This is a genomic window from Azospirillum mesophilum (assembly GCF_053470405.2).
In genome coordinates this window covers 13,468-37,379 of record NZ_JBPXMQ020000014.1, presented here as the reverse complement: position 1 = coordinate 37,379, position 23,912 = coordinate 13,468, and the positions used below count along the sequence as shown (strand labels likewise).

24 protein-coding genes and 1 pseudogene are annotated in these 23,912 nt (G+C 70.0%); 17 read left to right on the top strand and 8 right to left on the bottom strand.

The genetic code is table 11. From position 1 onward, the window contains the following. Window positions 1-11 precede the first annotated feature (11 nt). Window positions 12-371 (bottom strand): hypothetical protein, encoded by a 360-nt coding sequence (locus tag ACSVC7_RS15175; RefSeq protein WP_448205253.1) that lies wholly within the window; start codon window positions 369-371, stop codon window positions 12-14. A 316-nt stretch (window positions 372-687) separates the two neighbouring features. On the opposite strand from ACSVC7_RS15175, the gene ACSVC7_RS15170 reads away from it, so the two are divergent. From ACSVC7_RS15170 to ACSVC7_RS15125, 10 genes and pseudogenes are all read left to right on the top strand, one after another. Then, a complete protein-coding gene (locus tag ACSVC7_RS15170) occupies window positions 688-933 on the top strand; it encodes a hypothetical protein (RefSeq protein WP_448205254.1) in 246 nt (81 codons plus the stop codon). 212 nt (window positions 934-1,145) lie between these two features. Continuing rightward, window positions 1,146-1,373, top strand: a complete 228-nt coding sequence (locus tag ACSVC7_RS15165) for a YMGG-like glycine zipper-containing protein (RefSeq protein ID WP_448205255.1) — start codon at window positions 1,146-1,148, stop codon at window positions 1,371-1,373. A 308-nt stretch (window positions 1,374-1,681) separates the two neighbouring features. After that, a complete protein-coding gene (gene hemC / locus ACSVC7_RS15160; RefSeq protein ID WP_448205256.1) occupies window positions 1,682-2,608 on the top strand; it encodes a hydroxymethylbilane synthase in 927 nt (308 codons plus the stop codon). A gap of 13 nt (window positions 2,609-2,621) precedes the next feature. Beyond that, entirely contained in the window at window positions 2,622-3,389 is a 768-nt protein-coding gene (locus ACSVC7_RS15155; RefSeq protein WP_448205257.1) for a uroporphyrinogen-III synthase, read from the top strand. Window positions 3,390-3,449: 60 nt separating this feature from the next. Continuing rightward, window positions 3,450-5,255, top strand: a complete 1,806-nt coding sequence (locus ACSVC7_RS15150; protein WP_448205258.1) for a COG4223 family protein — start codon at window positions 3,450-3,452, stop codon at window positions 5,253-5,255. Further along, window positions 5,252-6,643, top strand: a complete 1,392-nt coding sequence (locus ACSVC7_RS15145; protein WP_448205259.1) for a heme biosynthesis protein HemY — start codon at window positions 5,252-5,254, stop codon at window positions 6,641-6,643. Before ACSVC7_RS15150 ends, ACSVC7_RS15145 begins: the two co-directional genes overlap by 4 nt. Before the next feature lie 100 nt (window positions 6,644-6,743). Then, complete coding sequence (locus ACSVC7_RS15140) at window positions 6,744-6,905, top strand: hypothetical protein (protein WP_448205260.1); 162 nt, start codon at window positions 6,744-6,746, stop codon at window positions 6,903-6,905. Window positions 6,906-7,461: 556 nt separating this feature from the next. After that, window positions 7,462-7,983 (top strand): Cache 3/Cache 2 fusion domain-containing protein, encoded by a 522-nt coding sequence (locus tag ACSVC7_RS15135; RefSeq protein WP_448205261.1) that lies wholly within the window; start codon window positions 7,462-7,464, stop codon window positions 7,981-7,983. Between the two features lie 33 nt (window positions 7,984-8,016). Further along, window positions 8,017-8,442, top strand: a pseudogene (locus ACSVC7_RS15130) (alcohol dehydrogenase catalytic domain-containing protein); the annotation flags it as partial. 190 nt (window positions 8,443-8,632) lie between these two features. After that, entirely contained in the window at window positions 8,633-10,264 is a 1,632-nt protein-coding gene (locus tag ACSVC7_RS15125; RefSeq protein WP_448205262.1) for an ATP-binding protein, read from the top strand. A gap of 8 nt (window positions 10,265-10,272) precedes the next feature. Here the strand turns inward: ACSVC7_RS15125 and ACSVC7_RS15120 are convergent, their stop codons facing one another. From ACSVC7_RS15120 to ACSVC7_RS15110, 3 genes are all read right to left on the bottom strand, one after another. Beyond that, window positions 10,273-11,550, bottom strand: a complete 1,278-nt coding sequence (locus ACSVC7_RS15120; protein ID WP_448205263.1) for a pentapeptide repeat-containing protein — start codon at window positions 11,548-11,550, stop codon at window positions 10,273-10,275. A 7-nt stretch (window positions 11,551-11,557) separates the two neighbouring features. Further along, on the bottom strand, window positions 11,558-12,502 hold the full coding sequence (locus ACSVC7_RS15115) for a protein phosphatase CheZ (protein WP_448205264.1): 945 nt from the start codon (window positions 12,500-12,502) through the stop codon (window positions 11,558-11,560). A gap of 218 nt (window positions 12,503-12,720) precedes the next feature. Continuing rightward, the gene (locus tag ACSVC7_RS15110; protein WP_448205265.1) at window positions 12,721-12,975 is read right to left on the bottom strand and encodes a hypothetical protein; all 255 of its coding nucleotides are present in this window, start codon (window positions 12,973-12,975) and stop codon (window positions 12,721-12,723) included. Window positions 12,976-13,240: 265 nt separating this feature from the next. Between ACSVC7_RS15110 and ACSVC7_RS15105 the strand changes: the two genes are divergently transcribed. Continuing rightward, window positions 13,241-14,332: a Do family serine endopeptidase gene (locus tag ACSVC7_RS15105; protein WP_448205266.1), complete on the top strand. Its 1,092-nt coding sequence runs from the start codon at window positions 13,241-13,243 to the stop codon at window positions 14,330-14,332. A gap of 19 nt (window positions 14,333-14,351) precedes the next feature. Then, window positions 14,352-15,092: a hypothetical protein gene (locus tag ACSVC7_RS15100; RefSeq protein WP_448205267.1), complete on the top strand. Its 741-nt coding sequence runs from the start codon at window positions 14,352-14,354 to the stop codon at window positions 15,090-15,092. 208 nt (window positions 15,093-15,300) lie between these two features. Here the strand turns inward: ACSVC7_RS15100 and ACSVC7_RS15095 are convergent, their stop codons facing one another. After that, window positions 15,301-15,867 carry a bactofilin family protein gene (locus ACSVC7_RS15095; protein WP_448205268.1) on the bottom strand — a complete coding sequence of 189 codons (567 nt, stop codon included), beginning with the start codon at window positions 15,865-15,867 and terminating at the stop codon, window positions 15,301-15,303. A 406-nt stretch (window positions 15,868-16,273) separates the two neighbouring features. Continuing rightward, window positions 16,274-16,984: an EI24 domain-containing protein gene (locus ACSVC7_RS15090; RefSeq protein ID WP_448205269.1), complete on the bottom strand. Its 711-nt coding sequence runs from the start codon at window positions 16,982-16,984 to the stop codon at window positions 16,274-16,276. 153 nt (window positions 16,985-17,137) lie between these two features. Here ACSVC7_RS15090 and ACSVC7_RS15085 point away from each other — a divergent pair, with 153 nt between their 5' ends. From ACSVC7_RS15085 to ACSVC7_RS15070, 4 genes are all read left to right on the top strand, one after another. Further along, on the top strand, window positions 17,138-18,136 hold the full coding sequence (locus ACSVC7_RS15085; RefSeq protein WP_448205270.1) for an adenosine kinase: 999 nt from the start codon (window positions 17,138-17,140) through the stop codon (window positions 18,134-18,136). A 79-nt stretch (window positions 18,137-18,215) separates the two neighbouring features. Further along, entirely contained in the window at window positions 18,216-19,133 is a 918-nt protein-coding gene (locus ACSVC7_RS15080; protein WP_448205271.1) for a sulfite exporter TauE/SafE family protein, read from the top strand. Then, entirely contained in the window at window positions 19,130-19,888 is a 759-nt protein-coding gene (locus ACSVC7_RS15075) for a TIGR02186 family protein (RefSeq protein ID WP_448205272.1), read from the top strand. Before ACSVC7_RS15080 ends, ACSVC7_RS15075 begins: the two co-directional genes overlap by 4 nt. Before the next feature lie 16 nt (window positions 19,889-19,904). Beyond that, the gene (locus ACSVC7_RS15070; protein WP_448205273.1) at window positions 19,905-20,429 is read left to right on the top strand and encodes a universal stress protein; all 525 of its coding nucleotides are present in this window, start codon (window positions 19,905-19,907) and stop codon (window positions 20,427-20,429) included. 3 nt (window positions 20,430-20,432) lie between these two features. On the opposite strand, the gene ACSVC7_RS15065 is transcribed toward ACSVC7_RS15070, so the two are convergent. Then, window positions 20,433-21,908 carry a fused MFS/spermidine synthase gene (locus ACSVC7_RS15065; protein ID WP_483508393.1) on the bottom strand — a complete coding sequence of 492 codons (1,476 nt, stop codon included), beginning with the start codon at window positions 21,906-21,908 and terminating at the stop codon, window positions 20,433-20,435. A 98-nt stretch (window positions 21,909-22,006) separates the two neighbouring features. After that, entirely contained in the window at window positions 22,007-23,227 is a 1,221-nt protein-coding gene (locus tag ACSVC7_RS15060; protein WP_448205275.1) for an adenylate/guanylate cyclase domain-containing protein, read from the bottom strand. Between the two features lie 102 nt (window positions 23,228-23,329). On the opposite strand from ACSVC7_RS15060, the gene ACSVC7_RS15055 reads away from it, so the two are divergent. Further along, window positions 23,330-23,887, top strand: coding sequence for a NifU family protein (locus ACSVC7_RS15055; RefSeq protein ID WP_448205276.1), 558 nt, complete (start codon window positions 23,330-23,332; stop codon window positions 23,885-23,887). Window positions 23,888-23,912 lie beyond the last annotated feature (25 nt).

Below are 23,912 nucleotides of genomic sequence, written 5' to 3'. Positions count from 1 at the left end.
CGCCGCCCGGATCAGGCCTCGGCGCCGGTGTTCACCACGAGGTCCGACAGGCCGACGCCGGCGCGCGCCGCGTCCTCCGTCAGGTCGCGGCGGCTGCTCCAATAGCTGCGGCCGTTGATCTCTGTCATGCGGCCGTTCCGCTTCACCACCCACACGCCGGTCGCCGCCATGTGGATGACCTGGGCCAGGGGTTGGCTGGCAGGGACCGCCGGGCGGGCCTGCGTGACGGGGTGCGGTGCGGCGTCGGCGCGCAGGAAGACGGGGATGTCGGGATGGCCGCTCACCGGATGCATCGGGCGCCGTTCGCGACGGTCGCTCGGGCGGCAGGGCGAGGTGGCTGGACGGGCTTGCGGCCGAGCGGTGAGGGTCATGGCATGCATCCTGGAACGTTTCCGGTCCACCCGCGCTTTTTCCGTCGGCAGGTAGTTACGACACTAAACTTCCATGGATTGGTTCGGGAAGTAAAGCAAAAATGATCGTTTAATTTCGTTAATCATACTATCGAACGGTCGCATGCAAATGAATACATGCGATCATTTGATAAAATTTTACACGTCTTGCAGACTTCTCTGCACCGCGCCGCGCATCCGTTGCGCGGGGCGCACGAAACTCCGGCGCGGCCTTGAGGGTTGAACTCTGGGGCCGAAAGGCTTCGCAAGGATGACGCAAAGACCGGAGGACGACGACATGGCCGCCGAACCGAAAAATGCCCAACCAAAGAATGCCCAGCCAAAGAATGAAGGCGAGGGCAACCGCACCGCCGACGCACAATACCGCAAAGGCGTGCAGGACCACGTCCAGCACCACGACGTGCAGGGCGACGCCCAGCGCGCCCGCGACGCCGTGGACGGCCCGGAGGGCGAGGAACTGCGCCGCGCCGAAGAGGAAGGCAAGCGTCACGCCAAGGGCGAGGACCCGCAACTCAAGCCCTGAACGGAGACGCCAGGGCGCGGTTGAAACCCACATGCACGGGCGCCGGCCGCGCGGCGCCCGTGTCCTTTCATGCCCTGGAATGATCACACGCAGCGGCGTGTTCAACCCGTAAGCATAAGCCCGGCCGTCGGAGCGATCCGGCGCGCCGGGACGACAGGCCCCCCGAAGGACGGGCCAGCCAAGACGGGCCAGACAAGACGGGTAGGAACAGAATGAAGACGATTGCGGTGATCCTGGTCGGCGCGACGGTGCTGGCGGGTTGCTCGAACCTCAGCCATCGCGAACAGCGCACGTTGTCCGGTGGCGCCATCGGCGCGGCGGGCGGTGCGGCGGTCGGCGCCCTGACCGGCGGCAGCGCCGTCATGGGCGGCGTCATCGGCGGCGCGGCGGGTGCGGCGGTCGGCGCCCTGACGTCGGACAGCGGCCACCACCGCCGCTAAACGGGCTCTTAAAGCGGATTTCAATCCGCTTTGGACCGCGACTGCGGTCCCGGACGCCCATGCGTCCGAAGCCCGGCCTATCGCGGCAACTTCGTTACCGCTGGCGGCAGGCGGATGCCACAGGCATCCGCTGAGAGCCGGCAAATGAGGCCATTTGAATCTAGAGCGAACCGGCCGGATCATGCCACCGTGTGTTGCGGTGCGGGACCCGGCCGGGATCGCCGGCCCTTTCCGGCCGGGTCATCAAAGAGTAGCAGGCCCGTCGCCAACGCTTGCAAACGGCGGTGGATCGCCTAGAACACTCGTTCATGACCCAACCGCTCCGCATCGGCACGCGCGGCAGCCCGCTGGCGCTGGCGCAGGCCCACGAGACCCGCGACCGTCTGATCGCGGCGCACCCCCATCTGGGCGCCCCTGGCGCCATCGAGATCGTCGTCTTCAAGACCACGGGCGACCGCATCCTGGACCGCACGCTGGCCGAGGCCGGCGGCAAGGGCCTGTTCACGAAGGAACTGGAGGACGCGCTGCTCGACGGGCGCGCGGACCTCGCCGTCCATTCGATGAAGGACGTGCCGACCTGGCTGCCGGACGGGCTGGAGATCGCCACCCTGCTGCCGCGCGAGGACACGCGCGACGCCTTCTTCTCGCGCGGCGGGCACGACGTCGACAGCCTGCCCGCGGGATCCGTCGTCGGCACCGCCGGCCTGCGCCGGCAGGCGCAGATTCTGGAGCGGCGCCCCGACCTGACGGTCGTTCCCTTCCGCGGCAACGTGCAGACGCGCCTCGCCAAGCTTGACGCCGGGGAGGTGGACGCAACGCTGCTGGCGCTGGCCGGGCTGCGCCGCCTGGGCCTGACCGACCGCATCACCGCCGTGCTGGAGCCGGAGGTCATGCTGCCCGCCGTCGCCCAGGGCGCCATCGGCATCGAAATCCGCAGCAACGACGACGCGACCCGCGCGCTGCTCGCCCCGCTCCATTGCGGCGACACCGCCGCCCGCGTGGGGGCGGAACGCGCGCTGCTCGCCATGCTCGACGGCTCCTGCCGGACGCCCATCGCGGCCATGGCCACGCTGGACGGCGACCGGCTGACGCTGAAGGCCAAGGTGCTGTCGCCGAACGGACGGCAGGTCTTCCGGGCCGAACGCAACGGCCCCACGACCGAGGCCGCCGCGCTGGGCGCCGATGCGGGCGCGGAGATCAAGGCGGTCCTGCCGCCCGGCTTCTTCCTGCCGTAACGGAACGGCCGCGATGCAACCGGCTAGGGCGCGGCCGCACCTCCTCGTCACCCGCCCGGCGGAAGACGCCGAACCGCTGGCCGCGCGCCTGCGCACCCTGGGCTTCGACGCCTCCGTCGAGCCGATGCTGGATATGGTCTGGCTCGACGGGCCGGAGCCGGAACTGGACGGCGTACAGGCCCTCCTTTTCACCAGCGCGAACGGCGTACGGGCATACGCCAGACGTACAGTCCGGCGCGACCGTCCGGCCTATGCGGTGGGCGACGCGACCGCCGCCGCCGCCCGCGCCGCCGGGTTCGCCGCGGTGGAGAGCGCGTCGGGCGACGTGTACGCGCTGGCCGATCTGGTGCGGGCGCGCTGCGCGCCGGACCGGGGGATGCTGCTTCATGTCGCAGGGACGAAGCTGGCCGGCGACCTGTCGGGATTGCTGACGGCATCCGGTTTTTCGGTCCGCCGCGAGGCGCTGTACGATGCCGTTCCGAGCACACGGCTGTCCGACGATACGGCGGCGGCGCTGCGTACGGGAACACTCGACGCCGTGTTGTTTTTCTCTCCCCGTACTGCCCGTTCGTTTGTTAGGCTGGTCAACGAGGCGGGGCTGCTCGACTGCTGTCGTACAGTGGACGCGCTCTGCCTCAGCCCCGCGGTCGCGGAGGCTGCCTGCACGTACGGCGACCTGGGAGTGACGCCGTGGCAGAACGTACGGGTGGCGCCGCGGCCGGAGCAGGACTCGCTGCTCGGCCTGCTGCCGGAACCCTCCGGCCGCATGGGCCGGGCTTGAGCGCATCCGCTTGGGGGCCGTGGCGTACGTCGAGAACAACAGCGACCAAGAAGGCACCCCATGACCCCTCGCCCAGGCTCTGATCACGAGGCCGATCCGAACGGCCCGACGCCGTCCGACAACACGCCGGCCGCCGGCGGTCCCGCCGTCGAGCGCATCATCGAACGCTTCGGCGGCATCCGCCCGATGGCGCACAAGCTGGACATCCCCGTGACCACCGTGCAGGGCTGGAAGAAGCGCGGGGCCATTCCGCTAAACCGCCACGCCGACCTGCGCGCCGCCGCTGCCAAGCGCAACATCAAGCTGGACGAGGCCGACCTTGAGGCCGCCACCCCCATCGAGGACCGGCCCACCCCCGCCGGAGCCCCGGTGGACGCCGCCGATTCGGTGACGCCGCTGCCCCCGGAAGCCGCCGCCCTGTCCGCGCCGGAAGGTGTGGAGGCCGAGAAGACGCCCGAGAAACTGGCCGAGGGCGCGGAACTGGTCGAGCCGGTCATCATCGCCGGCCCGGCCCACGCCACCGAGGTGCCGGCCGCCGAGCCCGTTTCGACGGAGCCCAAGCCGGAAGACATCAAGCCGGCGGAGCCGTCGGTTGAGCCGGCCACCGCCGAGCCGGTGCACGTCGAGCCCGCGCCTGTCGAACCGGTCCATGCCGAGACGACCCGCGTCGAGACGCCGGTCGTCGAACCGATCGAGCCGGTCCAGTCCGCCGCCGCGGCTTACGAGCCGCCGCACCATCACGTTCATGAGGAGCGCCGCTCCGGCGCCGGCTTCGCGACCGCCGTGTCGCTGCTCGCCCTCCTCGTCGGCGCCGCCGCCCTGTCGGAGCCCTGGTGGGGTCCGCGCGTGCCCGGCTGGCCCGCCAGCGGTGCCGCCCCGGCCCAGCAGGCCGCCGCGCCCGCCCCGGCGGCGCAGCCCGACCCGGCGCTCCGCACCCAGCTTCAGCAGATCGCCGACCGCGTCGGCCGTCTGGAGCAGCGCCCGGCCCCGGCCGCCGGGAACGGCGGTAATGCCGGCGGCGTCGATCCGCAGGTTTTGGAAAACGCCCTGCGCCAGCTCTCCGGCCGCATCGACCAGCTGGACCAGCGCGTCCAGCAGGCCGCGTCCGCCGGTGGCGCTGCCGCTCCGCAGCCCGACCCGCGCGTGAACCAGCTCGCCGAACGGCTGGGCGGGATCGAGCAGCGCGTGTCCGCCGTGGGCGCCAACACCCAGGCCGCCGAGGAACTCCGCAAGGAGGTGGACGGGCTGAAGCAGCAGCTCGCCTCCGTCAATCAGGTCGTGGAGACCCGCCGCGACGCCGCGACCGCGGCGCAGGCCCTGGTGCTGGCCGCCGGGCAGCTTCGCTCGGCGCTCGCCACCGGGCAGCCGTTCCAGCAGGAACTCCAGGCCGTCCGCGCGCTGGGCGTGAACGACCCGCAGGTGACGCAGCCGCTCGACGCCGTGGCGGGCTACGCCGCCAAGGGCGTGCCGACGCAGCCGCAGCTCGCCGACCGCTTCCAGTCCCTGTCCTCCGACATCGTGCGGGCGGACAACCAGGGCGAGGGCGGCGACTGGGTCAATCAGGTCACCGGCAAGCTCGCCACGCTGGTTACCGTGCGCCGCCAGGGCGGTGGCGTGGTCGGTGACAGCGCCGGTGCCGTGGTCGCCCGCGCCGAGGCGGCGGTGCAGGAAGGCAACCTCGCCAAGGCCGTCGAGGAGCTGGGCGCCCTGAAGGGTCCGGCGGCCAACACCGCCGCCCCGTGGGTTGCCGACGCCAAGGCGCGGCTGGCCGCCAATCAGGCGGGCCAGCAGCTGACCACCCGCGCCATCGGCCTGCTGTCGCAGTCGGCGGGCGGGGCCACCGGCGAGAAGGGGGCCGGCCAATGATCCGCGCGCTCTGGTTCCTCCTGAAGGTCGCGGTCCTCGTCGCCGCGGCCATCTGGCTGGTCGAACGGCCGGGCACCGTCAACATCAGCTGGCAGGGCTACGTCGTCGAGACCAGCTTCGGCATCGCAGTGCTGATCGCGCTGGCCGCGCTGGCCTTCGGCGTCTTCCTGTTCCAGTTGGCCCGCGGCATCCTCCGCGCGCCGCGCAACATCGGCCGCTACAGCCGCACCCGCCGGCGCGAGCGCGGCTACAAGGCGTTGACCCGCGGCATGGTGGCGGTCGCCGCCGGTGACGCGGTCACCGCCCGCAAGATGGCGCGCAAGGCCGACGGCCTGCTGAACGAGCCGCCGCTGACCATGCTGCTGTCGGCCCAGGCCGCCCAGCTTCAGGGCGACGACCGCGCGGCGAAGGAATACTTCACCGCCATGCTCGATCGGCCGGAGACCGCCTTTCTCGGCCTGCGCGGCCTGCTGACCCAGTCGCTGAAGGCCGGCGACCGGGTGGAGGCTCTGCAGCTCGCCCGTCGGGCGCAGTCGCTCCAGCCCAACACGCCCTGGCTGCTCGGCACGCTCTACGACCTGGAAGCCCGCGCGGGCGAATGGGCGGCGGCCGAGGGCACGCTGCAACAGGCGGTGCAGGCCGGCGCCATCGCCAGCGACCAGGGCCGCCGCCACCGCGCCGCCCTGCTGCTGGAGCGCAGCTTCGAGGCGGAGCGCCGTGGCCGCAGCGATGCCGCCCTGGCGCACGCCCAGGCGGCGCACGACCTCGTGCCCGGCTTCGTCCCGGCGGCGGCCCGCGCGGCCCGTCTGCTGCTGGCGGCCGGCAAGCACAAGCAGGCCTCCAAGACGATCGAGCGGAGCTGGCGGGTCCACCCGCATCCGGACCTGACCGACGCCTACCGCGAGGTGGTCGGCGGCTACGACGCGATGACCCGCGTGAAGCTGTTCGAGAAGCTGCGCACCATCGCGCCGAACGACGTCGAGTCGCACATCGCCGTGGCCCGCGCCTCCCTGGACGCGCAGATCTGGGGCGAGGCGCGCGCGCACCTGAACAAAGCGCTGGAGCTTCAGCCCTCGCGCCGGCTCTACCGCCTTCTGGCGGAGCTGGAGCGGGCGGAGCACAACGACGAGGACGCGGCCCGCGCCTGGCTCGCCCAGGCGGCCGCCGCCCCCGCCGACGCGGCCTGGACCTGCACCGCCTGCAACGCGGTCACCCCGGCCTGGGGCGGCCTGTGCGGCCATTGTGGCGCCTTCGACAGCCTGGAATGGAAGGCCCCGACCATGACCGTGTCGCTGATGGCGCCGGAAGGCGCCCCGGCCATCGCGCATAAGCCCGCCCATCCGGCGGAGCTGCCCGTCGGCCAGATCGCCCCGCAATCCGCGACATAGCGACTCACCGGCAGCCTTTTTGGGCCGAACGCCTCTTGGGACGCTGCGAGAGCCCCTTCCCGGTCCGCCGGGGAGGGGCTTTTTGCTTTGGCCATTTCCTTTGCCTATGGCTCTTGTCGAGAAGCCGCCGATCCTCGGCCTAATCCAGCGCGGCGGTGAGGTGGTGCCGCACATGCTGGCCAACGTGCAGCAGGCGAGGATCCGGCCCGGCAGTCTGATTTACACCGACGAGTACGACATCTACGCGCGCCTGGAAGCCTGAGGCTACGAGCACAAGACGGTCTGTCACGCGCGCGGCGAATACGCCCGCGATGAGGATGGCGACGACTTGTGTGAGGTGCACGTTAACGCTCTCGAAGGGCTTTGGTCGTTGCTGCGTTCCTGGTTGCTTCCGCACCGCGGCATCTCGCAGGAAAAGCTCCCGGCCCATCTCGGCTTCTTCCAAGCCGTCCATAACACCCGCCGACGGCGACAGGCTCTACTCGGCGCCCTCATCGCCGCCCTGGTTGGGGGTATCATGAAACCTTCGCCCGGTTACTCGGTCAAAGTGAGAAGCGACCGCCTCATATCTGCTCAAGCGTATGTGCAGGTGATCAAGCATTCATATTTTCAGAATTGGAGGCGCAGCGGGCAATGATCGCACCATCTTTGTGGAGAAACCAAGATATTCAAAGCTATGTCGTGGTGATGACTTGACACTTGCATCGCAAGAAGCGCCCAATTTTCGTCTCCCTTGAACCGTATGATGAACCGTATGACCATAGGCCCTTTTTCGCGGCATCTATGGCATCGAGATGCAGCAAGGCTAGGAGGCGGCAATGAGAACAACCACACTCGCTCTGTTCCTGCTGGTTTTCACCGCCGATCTCACGGTTCTGCCCCATCCACGCGTGCTTGCCGGACCCGCCGAAGATGTGCAGTCGGCAATGCAGCTCCTCAAGTCCAAGGCCGCAGCGTTGGGCGTGCCGAGCATCAAAGGAGAGGAAGCCGTTGCGGGAAAGACTGTGCCAGCGCTGTACTTCGGCAACACCAAGATGAACAACAATTTCTCGTTAGTTGACGAGGTTCAGAAAGAAAAAGGAGGCACGGCCACTATCTTCGTAAAAAGTGGAGATGATTTCGTCCGCGTAGCAACGAACGTGAAAAAAGATGATGGCTCTCGCGCTATCGGCACCCTGCTGGACCCCAAGGGTAAGGCGATCGCCGCAGTCGCCAAAGGCGGGAGCTTCTACGGAGACGTCGACATATTGGGCAAGCCCTACATCACAGGGTATGAACCAATCCGTGACGCACAAAACAACATCATCGGTGTCTATTACGTCGGCTATTTGAAGGGTTAAAAGGCTCGAGCGAACGGATACGCCTGCCTTTGCGTGCGCCGGCGCGGCTCAGGAAACGCGACCAGCGCCGGCCGAGCGCGGGATCGGGCGTTGCGAGGAGTCCGCCCATGGGAGAGCCCCGCAACCGGCCCGCAACCGGGTTGTTCAACTCAGGAGCTTCGGCGGTCCCGACGAATTGGAGACCGTCGACGCTCCCCTGCCCACGGCCGGCCGGGGCGAGGTCCGGGTTCGGGTGCTCGCCTCGAGCATCGAGTACACCGACGTGGTGGTCCGGCGTCACCTCTACCCGTGGGTGCGCCGCCGGCCGCCGTTCATGTTGGGCGCCGTTCGTGTTGGGCGCCGTTCGTGTTGGGCTATGACGTTGTGGGGGAAATCGATCAGCTCGGCGACGGCGTGCGCGGCTTTCAGCTTGGCGATCGCGTCGCTGATCTGACGGTGGTCGGGTCGAACGCCGCCTGTCGCACGCTCCGGGCCGACCGGCTGACCCGTGTGCCAGTGGACCTCGACGCGGCGGAGGCAGCCCATTTCCTTTGCCTCATTTCCTTCGCCTCATTTCCTTCGATGGTAAAGGGTTTGGAAAGAAGCCCCCCTCTACAACGCAGCGTGGTTGATCGGCAGGGCGAACCCGATGGGGCCGGACACGGCAGAGATGAGCAATACCGACGTCACCGCGCTGCTGCGGCGCGAGGAGGAACTGGCGCGGCGCACCGCCATGCTGGACGCGGTGACGCAGGCCGCCACGCGCATCGTCGGGCAGGGCGACTGGCAGACCGGGGCGGAGGAGCTGCTGGCCCGGCTCGGCCGCGCCCTGGGCGCCCGGCACGCGGCGCTCTATCAGGCGCACCGGGTCGGCGGCGCGGTGATGCAGGCCAGCCTTGCCGAATGGGCGACGGAGGGCGCGCCCAGCGCCGCCAGCGACCCGTCGCGGCTGGTCGTCCGGCTGGACGACGCGGACGCGGTGGAGGCGTTGCAGGACGGCTTCCCGGCCCAGCGGGGCGACGGCTGGCTGGCCGTGCCGATCACGCTGGACGGCCAATGGTGGGGCCATCTGGCCTTCGACAGCGGGGCCGGCCGGCCGCGCAGCCCGCGCGAGGTGGAGGTGCTGAAGACCGCCGCCACGCTGCTGTCCGCGGCCATCGAACGCGCCCGGCTCGACGACGAGCTGCGCAAGAGCCAGGCGCGCAAGCAGGCCATCGTCGAATCGGCGCTCGACTGCGTGCTGACGGTGGACGCCTCCGGCCTGCTGGTGGAGTTCAACCCGGCGGCGGCGCAGACCTTCGGCTGGAGCCGGGCGGAGGCGCTGGGGCAGCGGATGGACGAGCTGATCATCCCACCGGCCCAGCGCGCCGCCCACCGGGCCGGCTTCGCCCGCTTTCTCGCCGGCCAGGGCGGCGCCATGATCGGCCGCCGCGTCGAGGTCACGGCCATGCGCCGCGACGGCAGCGAGTTTCCGGCCGAACTCTCCATCGCGTCGAGCCGCGTCGGGGACGAGCTGTTCTTCACCGCATACCTGCGCGACATCACCCGGCGCAAGACCGCGGAGCGCGCCCTGCTGGAGGCCAAGGCCAGGGCCGAAGCCGCCGCCGAGGCGAAGAGCGCCTTCCTCGGCAACATGAGCCATGAGCTGCGCACCCCGCTGAACGCCATCATCGGCTTTTCGGAGATCCTGAAGGATCAGGTGCTCGGCCCCCTGGGCGATGCGAAATACGCGGAATTCGCCGCCGACATCCACGAAAGCGGTGCGCATCTGCTGGGCATTATCAACGACGTGCTGGACATGGCGCGCATCGAGGCGGGCGAGCACCACCTCCAGCCGGAGACCATCGACCTCGGCGCGGTCGTGCGCTCCTGCCTGCAGATGATGCGCGACCGCGCGGCGAAGGGCGGGGTGGCGCTGGTGGACGACACCGGGCCGTTCCCGGTGGGCCTGCACGCCGACCGCCGCGCCGTCATGAAAATCCTGCTGAACCTGCTGTCCAACGCCGTGAAGTTCACCCCGTCCGGCGGCCGGGCGCGGGTCTGGGCCGGGCCGGACGAGAACGGCGCGGTTCTGCTGACGGTGGAGGACAGCGGAATCGGCATTCCGCCCGACGCGCTGCCCCGCGTGTTCGAGCCCTTCCAGCAGGCCGACATGAACCTGAACCGCCGCCACGACGGCGCGGGCCTCGGCCTGACCGTCACCCGCGCGCTGGTCGAACTGCACGGCGGCACCATCACGCTGACCAGCGCGCCCGGCCAGGGAACGACCGCGACCGTGCGTTTTCCGCCAATGGACGTGTAGGTTAAACGCTAGGCGTTGTTGCCCAGGCGGGTGCCTTCCAGGATGGCCTCGTCGAAGATGGCGCCGGTGCGGCTGCATCCCGTCAGGTCGGCCATGGTCAGGTCGCAGCCCTTCAGGTTGGTGGAGGTCAGCGACGCGCCGGCCAGCCGCGCGCGCACCAGCGAGGAGCGCATGATCTTCGCGCCCGCGCTGATCAGCAGCGTGCCCAGGTTGGCGCCGTCCAGGCAGCCGTCGATCAGGATGGCGCGGTCCAGCTTCGCCCCGCGCATGTCGGCGCCCCTGAGGTCGGCGGAGCGCAGGTCGGCGCCGTCGAACTGGGCCGCCTGAAGCTGTGTGCCCTTCAGCCGGGCGTTGCGCAGCCGCGCCCCCGTGCCCTTGGCCAGCGTCAGCACCTTGCCCGACAGGTCGGCCCCGTCCAGGTTCATCCCCGACAGGTCGAGCTGCTGCCCCTTGGCGCCGCTGGTGCCGAGCCAGAGCAGGTGCTGGTGCAGCAGCCGCTCGATCTCGTCGGGCGGCGGGCAGGGGCGGGTGTCCGCCTCTTCCGCCGGCTCGTCCTCGACGATCGGCTTTTGCGGGGTGGCGGCGGCGGCGACCGCTTCCGCGTCGGTGCGGATGGAGTTGGCGAGGTCGCTCTCCGACACCTTGGCGCCGTCGAACCTGGCGCCGCGCAGGTCGGCGCCGTTGAAGTCCGCCCCCTGGAGGTCGGCGCCGGAGAAGTTGCAGTCGCGCAGGTCGGTGCGCTGCATGCGCGCACCCTGCATGCGCGAGTTGGTGAAGTCCGCCGCCCGCGCGAAGCTGCCCGACAGCTTGGCCCGCGCCATGTCGGCGTTGGTCAGGCGGGCGGAGGACATGTCGGCCGGCCCCGGCTCGAAGCCGACGACCTTGATCTCGCCGTTGGCGCCCCGGTTCGCCATGCTGCCGTCGCGCAGGTCCACCTCGACCATCACCGCGCCGTCCAGGATGGCGCCGCGCACGTTGGCCCCGCGCATGTCGGTGCGGAACAGCCGCGCCTCCGAGAGGTCGGCTCCGCGCAGGTCGGCGCCGTAGAGGTCGGCGTGGTCGAGGATGGTGCCCTTCAGCGTCGCGTCGCGCAGGATGGCGCCCGACAGGTGCGCGCCGGTCAGGTTGCGGCCGGACAGGTCCAGCCCCGACAGGTCGAAGAAGGGCAGGTTGGCGCGGGCACCGTTCGGCCGTCCCTCCGTGAAGCGGATGTGCCGTTCGCAGACCCGGTCCAACTGGTCTTGCGTCAACCGGATGCGGGATTTGAGGGTGCCGTCGTTCGCCATGGCACCCTCAGGCAAACAGCGCGTCGATGTCGGACTGCGAGATCTCGCCCCCGCCCGACGGTTCCGGGGGTGGCGCGGCGGGGCGCGGGGCTGCGGGGCGGGGCGCCGGCTTGACGGGCGGTGGAGCTGGCGGCGGCGGCGCGGCCGGCTTGGTCGCCGGTTCGGCGCGTTCCATCACGTGGGGGATCTGCGTCGCCAGACCGTCGAACAGCGCGTCGATGTCGTCCTGGCTGACCTCCGGCCCACCGAGCTGCGGACCGTTCAGCAGGTGTGCGTCGGGACGGGTGTCGCCGATCTTGCGGTGGGAGGCCACCTCCTCCGGGGTCGGCGCCGCGGCGATGCGTTCCACGCCCCAGATCTCGATCATCGTGTTCACGCGCTGCTCGATGTAGCGCAGCGTGTTGACGACCTTGGTGGTGCGCTGGCCGGTGATGTCCTGGAAGGAGCAGGCGGTCATGATCTCGATGCACCACGCCTCGATGGCGTCGACCATCTCCGCGATTTCCGGATCCTCACGCGGGATGCACTGGGTGATCTCCTGGATCTTCTCCGTGGCGTTCAGGATGTCGGTGGTCGCGCGCTCCGTCGCCCCGACGATCTCGTCCAGCTCGCCGGTCGCCGCCTCGATCCGGTTGGAGCCGGTGTCGGCCGGGCGCAGGGCGGCGATGTCGCTGCGCGTCTCGCGCACCACCTGGGTGATCGCCGTCAGCTCCTGCTGGAGCGCCAGCCCGTCGCCCGAGGCGCGGGCCATGGTCCCGGGCTCCGCGCCGCGCAGGCGGTTGACCTGCTGCTCCAGCGCGGCGGTCACGCGGTGGAGTTCGTCCATCGCGATCACGCGGGACCGCCGGTCGCGCATGCGCAGGAAGGCGCGGCCGCGCGCCGTCTGCGACAGGGCCTCCTCCATCTGGAGGTAGTCCAGCTCGGTCAGTTCCAGCAGGGGAACGTCGTTCATGTCCGTCACCGTCGGCGGGACCCTGGTCGAAATGGCGCCGGTGGAGCGCGCATAGATAAAATGTCGGATATCACGATACGCCCGGCGGGCCTTCGCGCAAAGCGCAAAGCCGCCGCACGTCTCGGTCGCATTTCCGTCCTGAATAAAGTATTAACGCGGCGCGTGGGTGCGCATGATGTCGCACCGTTGGTTCCGCCGTTGGATTTTTGGGGGGCCGTCTACTTGCGCGGCGCCATGCTGCCCGCGACGCCGCCCTTCGCGTCAGCGGGCGCCATCATCGCCAGGATCCATAGAGGCGGCGCCCAGAAGAAGGGCGAACCGGAAACGAGATAGGCCGCGGGCCACAGCCCGGCCCAGGCCGTGTTGGCGGCGGTCATGGCGCGCAGCGTGCCGATGTGAAGGGCCAGCGGATCAGCCGTGGCGGGGTTGGCTGGGGCCGAACTGGTGCGGGTGCGGGCGTTGGGGGAGGGCATGGGGGCGTTTCCTGGCCGGGGTTGTCGGGAGGCGGCTTTTTCTTTTGGGGCATCCGTGCTTCGGTCCCGGGCCGCCTTCACGTATAGTCGCCAACAGCGGCGCGGCGCAAACGGCTCCGGTCCCGCCGCGGTGACGGCGGCCGTCCCCGGACCGGCCAATGGGAGCATCCGATGCATGGGGTTGAACGGAATGCCGTTTTCTCCCAAATCTGCCGCGCCCGCTGAATGTTGATGATGGGTGCCGGGTGCTGGGGAGGATGATTCGATGAAACGGACGGTTCGGCTTGCGGCGGTGGCCTGCGTCTCCGCGATGCTGGGGGCCGGACTGCTGGCGGGCGGCATTGCGGCGGGGCCCGCCTCGGCGGCGTTGCCGGCCGGCATCGGCGGTGCCACGACCATCGCCCCGATGCTGGAGCAGGTGACCCCCGCCGTGGTGAACATCGCCGTGCTGTCGCGCGCCCCGCAGGCGGAAAACCCGCTGCTGCGCGACCCCTTCTTCCGGCGCTTCTTCAACGTTCCCGAACAGCAGGCGCGTCCGCAGGTCAGCGCCGGGTCGGGCGTGATCGTGGACGCACGGCGCGGCTACGTCGTCACCAACGCCCATGTGGTGGAGAACGCGCAGGAGATCGCCGTCACCCTGAAGGACCGACGCCGGCTGCGCGCCAAGCTGGTCGGGCGCGACACCGCGACCGACATCGCGCTGCTGAAGATCGAGGCGGAGAACCTGACCGCGCTGCCCTGGGGCGACTCGGACCGGCTGAAGGTCGGCGACTTCGTGGTCGCCATCGGCAACCCCTTCGGGCTCGGCCAGACCGTGACGTCCGGCATCATTTCCGCGCTGGGGCGCAGCGGGCTGAAGATCGAGGGGTATGAGGACTTCATCCAGACCGACGCCTCCATCAACCCCGGCAACTCCGGCGGCGCGCTGGTCAGCTTCAATGGGGAGCTGATCGGCATCAACACCGCCATCATCGGGCCGGCCGGCGGCTCGGTCGGCATCGGCTTCGCCGTGCCGGTCAGCATCGTGCGCTCGGTGATGGAGCAGCTGGTCGAGTATGGCGAGGTGCGGCGCGGCCGGCTGGGCGTGGCGATCCAGGACCTGACCCCCGACCTGGCCGAGAGCATGAGCCTGGCCGGCGATGCCGGCGCCGTCATCGCCCAGGTGGAGCCGGGCTCCGCCGCCGACAAGGCGGGGCTGCGCAGCGGCGATGTGGTGGTGGCCGTGGAAGGCCGCGCGGTGCGCAGCGCCACCGACTTCCGCAACCGCGTCGGGCTGGTGCGCGTCGGCACCCCGATGCAGGTGACCGTGCTGCGCGGCGGCGGCGAGCGCAACCTGACCATCCGGACGGCGAAATAGCCGGGATGGACAGGACGGAATGATCGGGCGCCCCTCCCCCCCGAAACGGCAGGCGCCACCCGCGCCGATGATCAGCGCGGCGCAACGCCAGCGCGAGGTCGCCAAGCTGCTGATGCGGCTGGACGCCATGCTGAAGTCGTCGGGCGATCTCGCCGCCGCGGCGCGCGAGCGCGTGTCGGTCGGCGGCATGGGGCGCTACCGCAAGTTCACCAAGAAGGTGCGCGACTTCTTCGCGCTGGCCGCCGTCACCCAGGAACGTCTGGACGCCGCCCCCTCCGAGATGGAGGAGCTGATCGGTCCCATGACCACCGCGCTGGAGCGCCTGCACGCCCGCATGGTGATCCTGTTCGTGGAGGAGAGCGCCGGTTTCTTCGGCACCTTCGCGCGGGTGAAGGCCCTGCCCATCGGCACGCACGAGATCGTCGGGGTGGAGCTGCGGGCGCTGCTGGAGATCCGCAAGTTCCTGGACGATCCGCTCTACGACGGGGAGCGCGGGCAGACGCTGCGCGCCCAGACGGACCGCATCGCCGGGCTGATGCGCGTGGTGATGGACCGCTGCCCGCCCTTGCCCGACTTCGGCGACGAGCCGAGCATCGGCCCGAGGGGTGCCGTCAACAAGCCGATCCGCCCGCCCCGTCGAACGGCCCCCGACCCCCGTCAGCCCCCGGCGCGGCCGACCCCCCCGCCGTTGCCGCAGCCCGACCCGCGCCTGGAGGTCCGCCCGCTGACCTTCGACGATATGGACGACGAGGACGCCTGACGTCGGGTTGGGTTGCGCTTAGGAGAACGGGGCGCAGGCCGGTGCCTGTGCTGACCTGAAAACCCCTCTCCCATCGGGGATGGGCGAGGGGTTTAAGACGCGCTCATATGCCTTCGCGGCATCCGCTGCCCGCAAAAAACCCGGCGCGGACTTTCGTCCGGCCGGGTTTTTGCCGAAACAACCTGAAAAGTCAGGTGTTTAGGGGCGTTTACTCGCCGTCCGCGACCACGGGGGCCGGAGTGGTGGCCGCCGGCTTGGCCTGGGCGCTGTACAGGCTGACTTCGCCGTTCAGCTGGCCGCCGCACTCGACCATCAGCTCGCCGTACTTGACGGCGCCGTTGATCCGGCCGGTGGAGCGCACAGTCAGGCGGCCGCGCACGGTGATGTCGCCTTCGAAGCGGCCGCCGATGTCGGCCTCGTCGATCTCGACGGAGCCCTTGAACAGGCCGGTCTCGGCGATCTCGATGGAGCGGCCGTTGCGCAGCTTGGCCTCGACCGTGCCTTCGACGACCAGCACGTCGCAGGACCCGATCTCACCGGCCAGCGAGATGTCGCGGCCGACGATCAGGCGGCGGTGGTCGGACGCCAGCGGGGCGCTGGCCGGTGCCGGGGCCGCCGGGGCCGCGGCAACGGGGGCCGCCGGGGCGCCGAAGCCCTCCGGCTTGCGGGGAGCGACGCCCGGAAGGTCGACGGTGCGGCGCGGGATGTCGGTCGGCTTGAAGCTCGCACCGGGGATGCCGGCGCCGGCCGGCGGCTTCGGGATGCTCGTGTTCATCTCGGGTCCCTTATCGGAAAACGGCACGGGGGTCGGCTCGGAAGACGGCGCGCGGGCGGCCGGAGCGGGGGCTTGCGGAGCCGAGGGGGAAGACGGATGCGCGGACGGTGCCGCCGCAACGGACGGGTTCGCGAGCGAGGCGAGCGGCGAGACGGTCGCCGCGCCTTCAGCGGTGGCCACCGCCGGCGCGGCCCCTTCGGTGCTTTGGCCGGCGCTCGGGGCTTTCGGCGCACCGGCGGGCGGAGTCTTTCGTCCGAACAGCATGAACGTTGGTCCCCAGGTCAGTCAGGTCATCAAGGCAGCGTCAAGATGCCGGGGGCCCTGATCGACGGCTGTCAAAAACGGCGGTCAAAAAGCCCACCCCAGCGGGGGTAACACGGTCATCCGGCCGGCCGCAAGTGGGCTTTCACGGACGGGAAGAGCCCGCCGCGCCCGCTACGGACGATCGCGCCGCCGCATGCCCCGTCATCGAATGATAGACATGGACCATGAAGGCGCTCGCGATCACCGGCACCAGGAGGTTGACGAAAGGGATCGTCGAAAGAAAGGCGATTGCGACGCCAGCCGAAAAAGGTTTCAACGGCCGGGCACGCCGCAGGAAGCCGGCCTCTTTTCGTCCCAGCCGGCGGATGGCGACCATCTCGAAGTATTCGCGCCCCAGAAGATAGCCGTTCGCCGTGTAGAACACCAACAGGTTCAGCCCGGGCAGCATCAGATACAAGGGCAAGGCCGCCACATTCACCAGAAGCACGACCGCGAAGAAGCGCAGGGCGGTCACCAGTTCTTCCGTAATCCCCGTCTGGCGGGCCGGGGGAAGGTGGGGGTAGTGGCGGCGCTCCACCGCGTTCAGCACCTCGTCCAGGAAGAAGCTGGACACCATGCCGACGGTCGCCGGGAACAGGAACCAGGCCAGTATCAGGACGGCCAGGCCGCCCAGCACGTCCAAAGGCTGGTCCACCCAGGCGTAGCCGGTCAGCTGGGTGTGGAACAGCGCCCACCAGACCCCGACGGCCAGCAGCCCGAAGGCCGCGGCGGCGGACAGCACGCCGATCCACACCACCCGGCGCGAGGTCGGATCCGACAGCTGGGCGAAGGCGAGAAGCAGAGCGCGGATCATGGCAGTCCCCTTGGAAGGCGCTGCTTATCTACGACGGCGCGGCGCCGTCTTCCAGAGCCCAGCCGCGCGCCCGAACGTCGAGCGGCTTGTGACGCGGCGACGCGTCTGTATACTCCCGGCCAATTTCCCCCTGATTACCCCATAGGAGAGACCATGGCCCCGGCCGAATTCGACGTTACCGGCATCGGCAACGCCATTGTCGACGTGATCGCGCACGCCGACGACGCCTTTCTCGCCGCCAACGGCATCGAAAAGGGCGCCATGACCCTGATCGACGCCGCCCGCGCGGAGGAACTGTACGGCCGCATGGGGCCGGGCGTCGAGGTGTCGGGCGGCTCCGCCGGCAACACCATGGCGGGCATCGCCTCGCTGGGCGGCAAGGGGGCCTACATCGGCAAGGTCCACAACGACCAGCTGGGCCAGGTCTTCCGCCACGACATCCGCGCCACCGGCGTGCATTTCGAGACGCAGGCCGGCCACGGCGGCGCTCCGACGGCCCGCTGCCTGATCCTGGTGACGCCGGACGCCCAGCGCTCCATGAACACCTTCCTCGGCGCCTGCGTGGAACTGGGGCCGGAGGACATCGACGAGGCCCTGATCGCCAACTCGCAGGTCACCTACCTGGAAGGCTACCTGTGGGATCCGCCCCGCGCGAAGGAGGCCTTCCTGAAGGCGGCCACCATCGCCCACGGCGCCGGCCGGCAGGTGTCGCTGTCGCTGTCCGACAGCTTCTGCGTCCATCGCCACCATGGGGAGTTCCTGGACCTTGTCCAGACCCACGTCGACATCCTGTTCGCCAACGAGCATGAGATCTGCGCCCTCTACAAGACCGACCGGTTCGAGGACGCGCTGGAGGCGGTGAAGCGCCTGGGCAAGGTCGCGGCCCTGACCCGCAGCGAAAAGGGCGCCGTCATCGTCACCGGCGGTTCGGTGGTCGAGGTTCCGGCCGCCCCGGTGGAGCGCGTGGTGGACACCACCGGCGCCGGCGATCTCTACGCGGCGGGCTTCCTCTACGGCCACACCCGCGGCCTGTCCCCGGCGGTCTGCGGCCGCCTGGGCGCCGTCGCCGCGGCGGAGATCATCAGCCACGTCGGCGCCCGGCCGGAGGTCGTGCTGGCCGATCTGGTGACGCAGAAGGCCGTTCTGGCGTAATTGGTTCCGGCGTAATTGCCGGACCACGCTTCCGTGGGTTAAGCTGGCGGACGCCCCCCGTCCGCCGGCCCTGCCCATCATGCAAGTGTATCTGCCGATTGCCGAGATGTCGGTCAACGCGCTGCTCGTGCTCGGCATGGGCGGGCTCGTCGGGTTCCTGTCCGGCATGTTCGGGGTGGGCGGCGGCTTCCTGATGACGCCGCTGCTGATCTTCATCGGCGTGCCGCCGGCGGTGGCCGTGGGCACCCAGGCCAACCAGCTGGTCGCGGCCAGCGTGTCGGGCGTGCTGGCCCACTGGCGGCGCGGCAACGTGGACGTGAAGCTGGGCATCGTCATGCTGCTGGGCGGCATGGTCGGCACCGTCGTCGGCGTCTGGATCTTCGGCCTGCTGCAGCGGATCGGCCAGATCGACGTGGCGATCACGCTGGCCTACGTCTTCTTCCTCGGCACCATCGGGTCGATGATGCTGGTGGAATCCAGCCGCGCGCTGATCCGCCGCCGCGCGCCGACGGCCAAGCGCGGAAAGCTGCACCGGCACCTGTGGCTGCACGGCCTGCCGCTGAAGATGCGGTTCCAGCGCTCCAAGCTCTACATCTCGGCGCTGCTGCCGGCGGGCATCGGCGCCATCGGCGGCATGCTGGTGGCGATCATGGGCATCGGCGGCGGATTCATGCTGGTGCCGGCGATGATCTACCTGCTGAACATGCCCACGGGCCTCGTGGCCGGCACCTCGCTGTTTCAGATCATCTTCACCACCGCCATGGCAACGCTGCTGCAGGCCGCCACCAACCAGACGGTGGACGTGATGCTGGCGCTGCTGCTGCTGATCGGCGGCGTGGTCGGCGCGCAGTTCGGGACCAAGGCGGGTGGGAAGCTGCGCGGCGAGCAGGCGCGGCTGCTGCTGGCCTCCCTGGTCGTGGCCGTCGCGCTGAAGCTGGCCTGGGATCTGGTGGTCGAGCCGAACGACGTCTTCACCATCTCCACGAGGATGCTGTGAGGCGGATTTGGTGGTTCCGCGGCGCCGGGGCGCTGGCCGGACTGGCCGTGGGTGGCACGCTGGCCGCGACCGTCTGGGCGCAGCAGCTCGTCGCCGATCTGTCCAGCCACCTGATCGCCATCACCACCGGCTTCACCGGCACGGAGGTCGTGCTGTTCGGCACCACCGACGGGGCGGGCGACGTCGCCATCGTGGTGACCGGCCCGCGCGGCTCCGTCACCGTGCGCCGGAAGGAGCGCATCGCCGGCATCTGGATCAACGCCCGCAGCGCCCGGTTCGAGCAGGTGCCGAGCTACTACATGGTGGCGACCAACCGGCCGCTCGACCAGTTCGCCAGCCGGCCGGTCCTGGAACGGCACCAGATCGGCCTGCCGAACCTGCAGCTCGGGCCGCGCGAACAGCTGTCGCCGGAGCAGCTGGCCCTGTTCCGCTCCGCCCTGATCCGCAACAAGCAGCGCGCCGGCCTCTACGGAATCACGCTGGGTCAGGTGTCCTTTCTTGGCGAGCGGCTGTTCCGGACCAACATCTACTTTCCGGCCAACGTGCCGACCGGGCTGTACAATGTGGAAGCCCTGCTGATCCGCGACGGCGACGTGGTCAGCGCCCAGACCACGCCGCTGGTGGTCTCGAAGGTCGGGTTCAGCGCCGAAGTGTTCGAATTTGCCCGCAACCAGCCGGTGACCTACGGCCTTGCGGCGGTGATCGGTGCGATCGCCGCCGGCTGGCTGGCCGGCGCCGCCTTCCGAAGGGTGTGAGCCCACAGGTGCAAGCATGACCGACCCGACCGCATCCTCCAGTCCGGAAACCGCCGAACCGACAGCGGCCGCCAAGCCGCCCGTGCGCATCTTCCTCGTCGTCGTGGACGAAAGCCCCGAACACCGGGTCGCCCTGCGCTACGCCTGCCTGCGCGCCCGCAAGTCGGGCGGCAAGGTGGCGCTGCTGACGGTCATTGAGCCCGGCGAGATGCAGCACTGGCTGGCCGTCGAGAACCTGATCCGCGAGGAGCAGCGGACGGAGGCCGAACAAAAGCTTCAGAAGCTCGCCCGCGACGTGAACAAGCTGACCGGCACCCTGCCGGCCCTGTACGTGCGTGAGGGCAACCGCCGCGACGAGGTGCTGGCCCTGATCGAGGAGGAACCCAGCATCTCCATCCTCGTGCTGGGCGCCGGCATCGATCCGGAAGGGCCGGGGCCGCTGATCTCCTACTTCACCGGGCGCGGCCTTGCCCGCCTGCGCATCCCGCTGACCATCGTCCCCGGCGGCCTTGGCGACGACGCCATCGACGCGGTGACGTAAGGATCACCGCCCGTACAGTGCGGCGAGGCTGCGCAGGTCGATGTCGCTGCGGTCGTCGGTCAGGACCGGCTGCCCGGCGGTGTTGGCGGGGGCGAGGCCGTCCAGGATGCGCCGCGCGGCATACGCCGCGGCGGGCGGGGCGTTCTCCAGCCGTACGCGCAGCTCGTCCAGCGTACGTCTCTCCTTCGTGGCGATCAGCAGGTAATTGCCGCGCCCGGCCTCGGTGACGTACACCGACGGAAAGACGGCGCCCTGCGTCGCCGCCAGCGGCCCGACCAGCGCGTCGCGGTCGAGCGGCGAGGCCACGTTCATCAGCAGGACGCCTCCGGGCGCCACGCGCCGCTCGACCGCCGCGAAGAACTCCCGCGTTGCGGTGAAGAAAGGGATGATGGCGGTGGAGTAGAGGTCGACGATCACCACGTCGTGCTGCTCGGCCGAGATTTCCACATGGCGGCGGGCGTCGTCCACCGCGACCCGCACCTCCGGCCGCAACCCGAAACGCTCCCGCGCCACCTCGACCACGGCGGGGTCCAGTTCGACGCCCAGTATGTCGGCGCCAGGCCACGCCTCCAGGATCTCCTTGGCGACCGCGCCGCCGGCCAGCCCAAGCACCAGCACGCGCGTCCCTCCTGCCGGGGGAGGGGCGGCCAGCGCCGGGGCCGCCGCGAACAGGTCGTAATAGAGGCCGGTCGGCCCTCCGTCCTTACGGATGCGCGACTGCGTGGCCCACAGCACGTTCAGGTGCAGGCGGATCTCCTCACCGTCGTCGCGAACCATGATCGTGTTGTGCGGCGTCTCCCGGTAGACGGTGAAGCCCTTCCCCTCGCCGAAGCCCGCCGCCCAGGCCGCCGGCACCGCCAGCGCGGCCGCGGCGGCCATCCGCCTCCCGCCGGGAACGACGGCGCAGGCGAGTGCCGGCAGGGCGGCGGCCAGCGCGTAGCCGCCCGACACACCCAGCTCCGGAATGGCGTAGAAGGAGGCGAAAAAGGTCCCGCCGATGCTGCCCAGCGTGCCCACGGCGTAGATCCGCCCGGCCGCCGCCGCTCCCGACAGGGCGCTCAGCCCCGCGCAGATGGGCGACACCATGGCCAGCGCGAAGGACGGTCCGCCCAGGATCAGCGCCGCCCCGAAGACGGACCCCTCCGCCGCGTTCATCCGCGCCGCCGTGTCCGCCAGCATCGGCTTGCCGAGCCAGGGCGTCAGCGCCGCCGCGACCGCCCCGGCCAGCAGGGCGAAGCGCAGCGCCGGCACCGCCTTCGGCCCGTCGCCGACCTGCCCGCCGACCCAATATCCCGCCGCCATGAAGGTCATCACCACCCCGATGACCGCACCCCACTGGTAGACCGAATAGCCGAAATGCGGCGCCATCAGCCGCCCACCGAGGATTTCCATCATCATCAGCGACCAGCCAGCGGCGAAAGCCGCGGCGGCGAGGGCGTAGGGGCGGGTGGGGGAGGACTCCGGGTGGGATTCTTGCAAAATCGAACGTCCTTGTCTTTACGTCACCCCGCGAAAGCGCATGGGTGCTGACGTGAGTCCCCCTCTCCCGGCGGGGCCGGGCGAGGGTTTTGGTGCCGCTACCCCGCCAACCCATAGACCTCCACGGGCTCGGCCAGTCCCTTCACGGCATGGCGTCCCAGCGGTTCCAGGCGGGCGCCGCAGGCGGCGGCGATCTCGGCGGAGGTCAGGACGGTGCGGCCGAGCTGGCTGCACAGCCCCTCGATCCGATTGACCAGGTTGACCGCCGGGCCGATCACCGTGAAGTCCAGCCGGTTGGCCGAGCCGATGTTGCCGTACATGACGTCGCCGATGTGCAGCGCGATGCCGCAGCGGAGCGTCGGCTGGCCCCAGGCGGCGCGTTCGGCGTTGCGGGCCTCCATGGCCTTCAGGGCGGCTTCGGCCGCATCCAGCGCCTTGGTGCAGGCGGCGGAGCCGCTGTGATCGCCGTCCTCCAGCGGGAAGATGGCCAGCATGGCGTCGCCGATGAACTTCAGGATCTCGCCGCCGCGCTCCTCCACGGCCCCGCCCATGATCTCGAAATAGCCGTTCAGCAGAGCGATCAGCTCCTCGCGCGGCAGGCGGTCGGCCAGCGGCGTGAAGCCGCGCAGGTCGCAGTACCACAGCACGGCGCGGACGTTGGCGCCGGTGCCGCGCCGGATGTCGCCGGACAGGATGCGCGTGCCGGTCTGCCGGCCCACATAGGTGTCCAGCACCGTGGTGGCGAGCCGGCGCAGCGCCATCGTCTCCAGCACCGCGCCCAAGGCCGGCAGGACCGCATCCACCAGCGCGAGGTCGGCGGTGGAGAAGCCGCCGGGCCGGTCGGTGGTGAAGCTCAGCACGTTGCGCCGGCCGCCGGTGAACAGCAGGACCATGGCGACATAGTCCGTGGCGCCCTGCTCGCGCAGTTCGCCCAGAACGGGGTAGGGCCAGGGCGGCTCCATCTGCTCCAGCCGGTAGCGCATGCCGTCGGCCCCGTGGTCCAGCAGGGTGGCGAAGGGGCTGGTCAGATACTCGGCGCTGGCTTCGGTGCCGTGGGGGCGGGGGTTGACCTCGACGCTTTCGGCGTCGCGGCGCCAGAAGAAGCCGATGGAGCGGATCTGCGGGTGCAGCAGCGGCAGGCCGCAGACCACGCGCATCAGGGGAACGCCGGCCGCCATCAGGCGATGGCAGAAGCGGTCCATCAGCTCCTCGATGCTGCCGGACTGCCGCCCTTCGCGCAGCAGCCAGTCGATCAGCGCCTGCGCGTCGCGGATCGGTTCGGGAGTGGGGAGGGGTGCTGCGGGCCGCGCAATGCTCACGTGACGATAACCATACAGACGCGGTGCTTGATCTGGCGGCGGATTCTGCCCAAGTTTCGCCTACGCCGCCAGTCTTGTTCGGCGTCGATGGAGGATATTGCCATGTTCATTCAGACCGAGCAGACGCCCAACCCGGCGACTCTCAAGTTCCTGCCGGGTCGCGACGTGCTCGGATCCGGCGCCGCCGACTTCTCCAGCCGCGAGGAGGCCGGCAACTCCCCGCTCGCCCAGCGCCTGTTCGAGATCGACGGGGTGCGCGGCGTGTTCCTGGGCAGCGACTTCGTCACCATCACCAAGTCGGACGACAAGGAGTGGTTCCTGCTGAAGCCGTCGATCCTTGGCGTCATCATGGAGCACTTCACCGCCAACCGCCCGGTGCTGCTGGGCGACGCCGGCGACGGCCACACCCACGCCGACCACGGTGACGACGACGAGATCGTCAGCCAGATCAAGGAACTGCTCGACACCCGCGTGCGCCCGGCCGTGGCGCAGGACGGTGGCGACATCACCTTCCACGGCTTCGAGGAAGGCGTGGTCTATCTGGTGATGAAGGGCGCCTGCTCCGGCTGCCCCAGCTCCACCGCCACGCTGAAGGCCGGCATCGAGAACATGCTGCGCCACTACATCCCCGAGGTGGTCGAGGTGCGCGCCGTCCGCTGACCCGGATCAGGATTACGGCGATAAA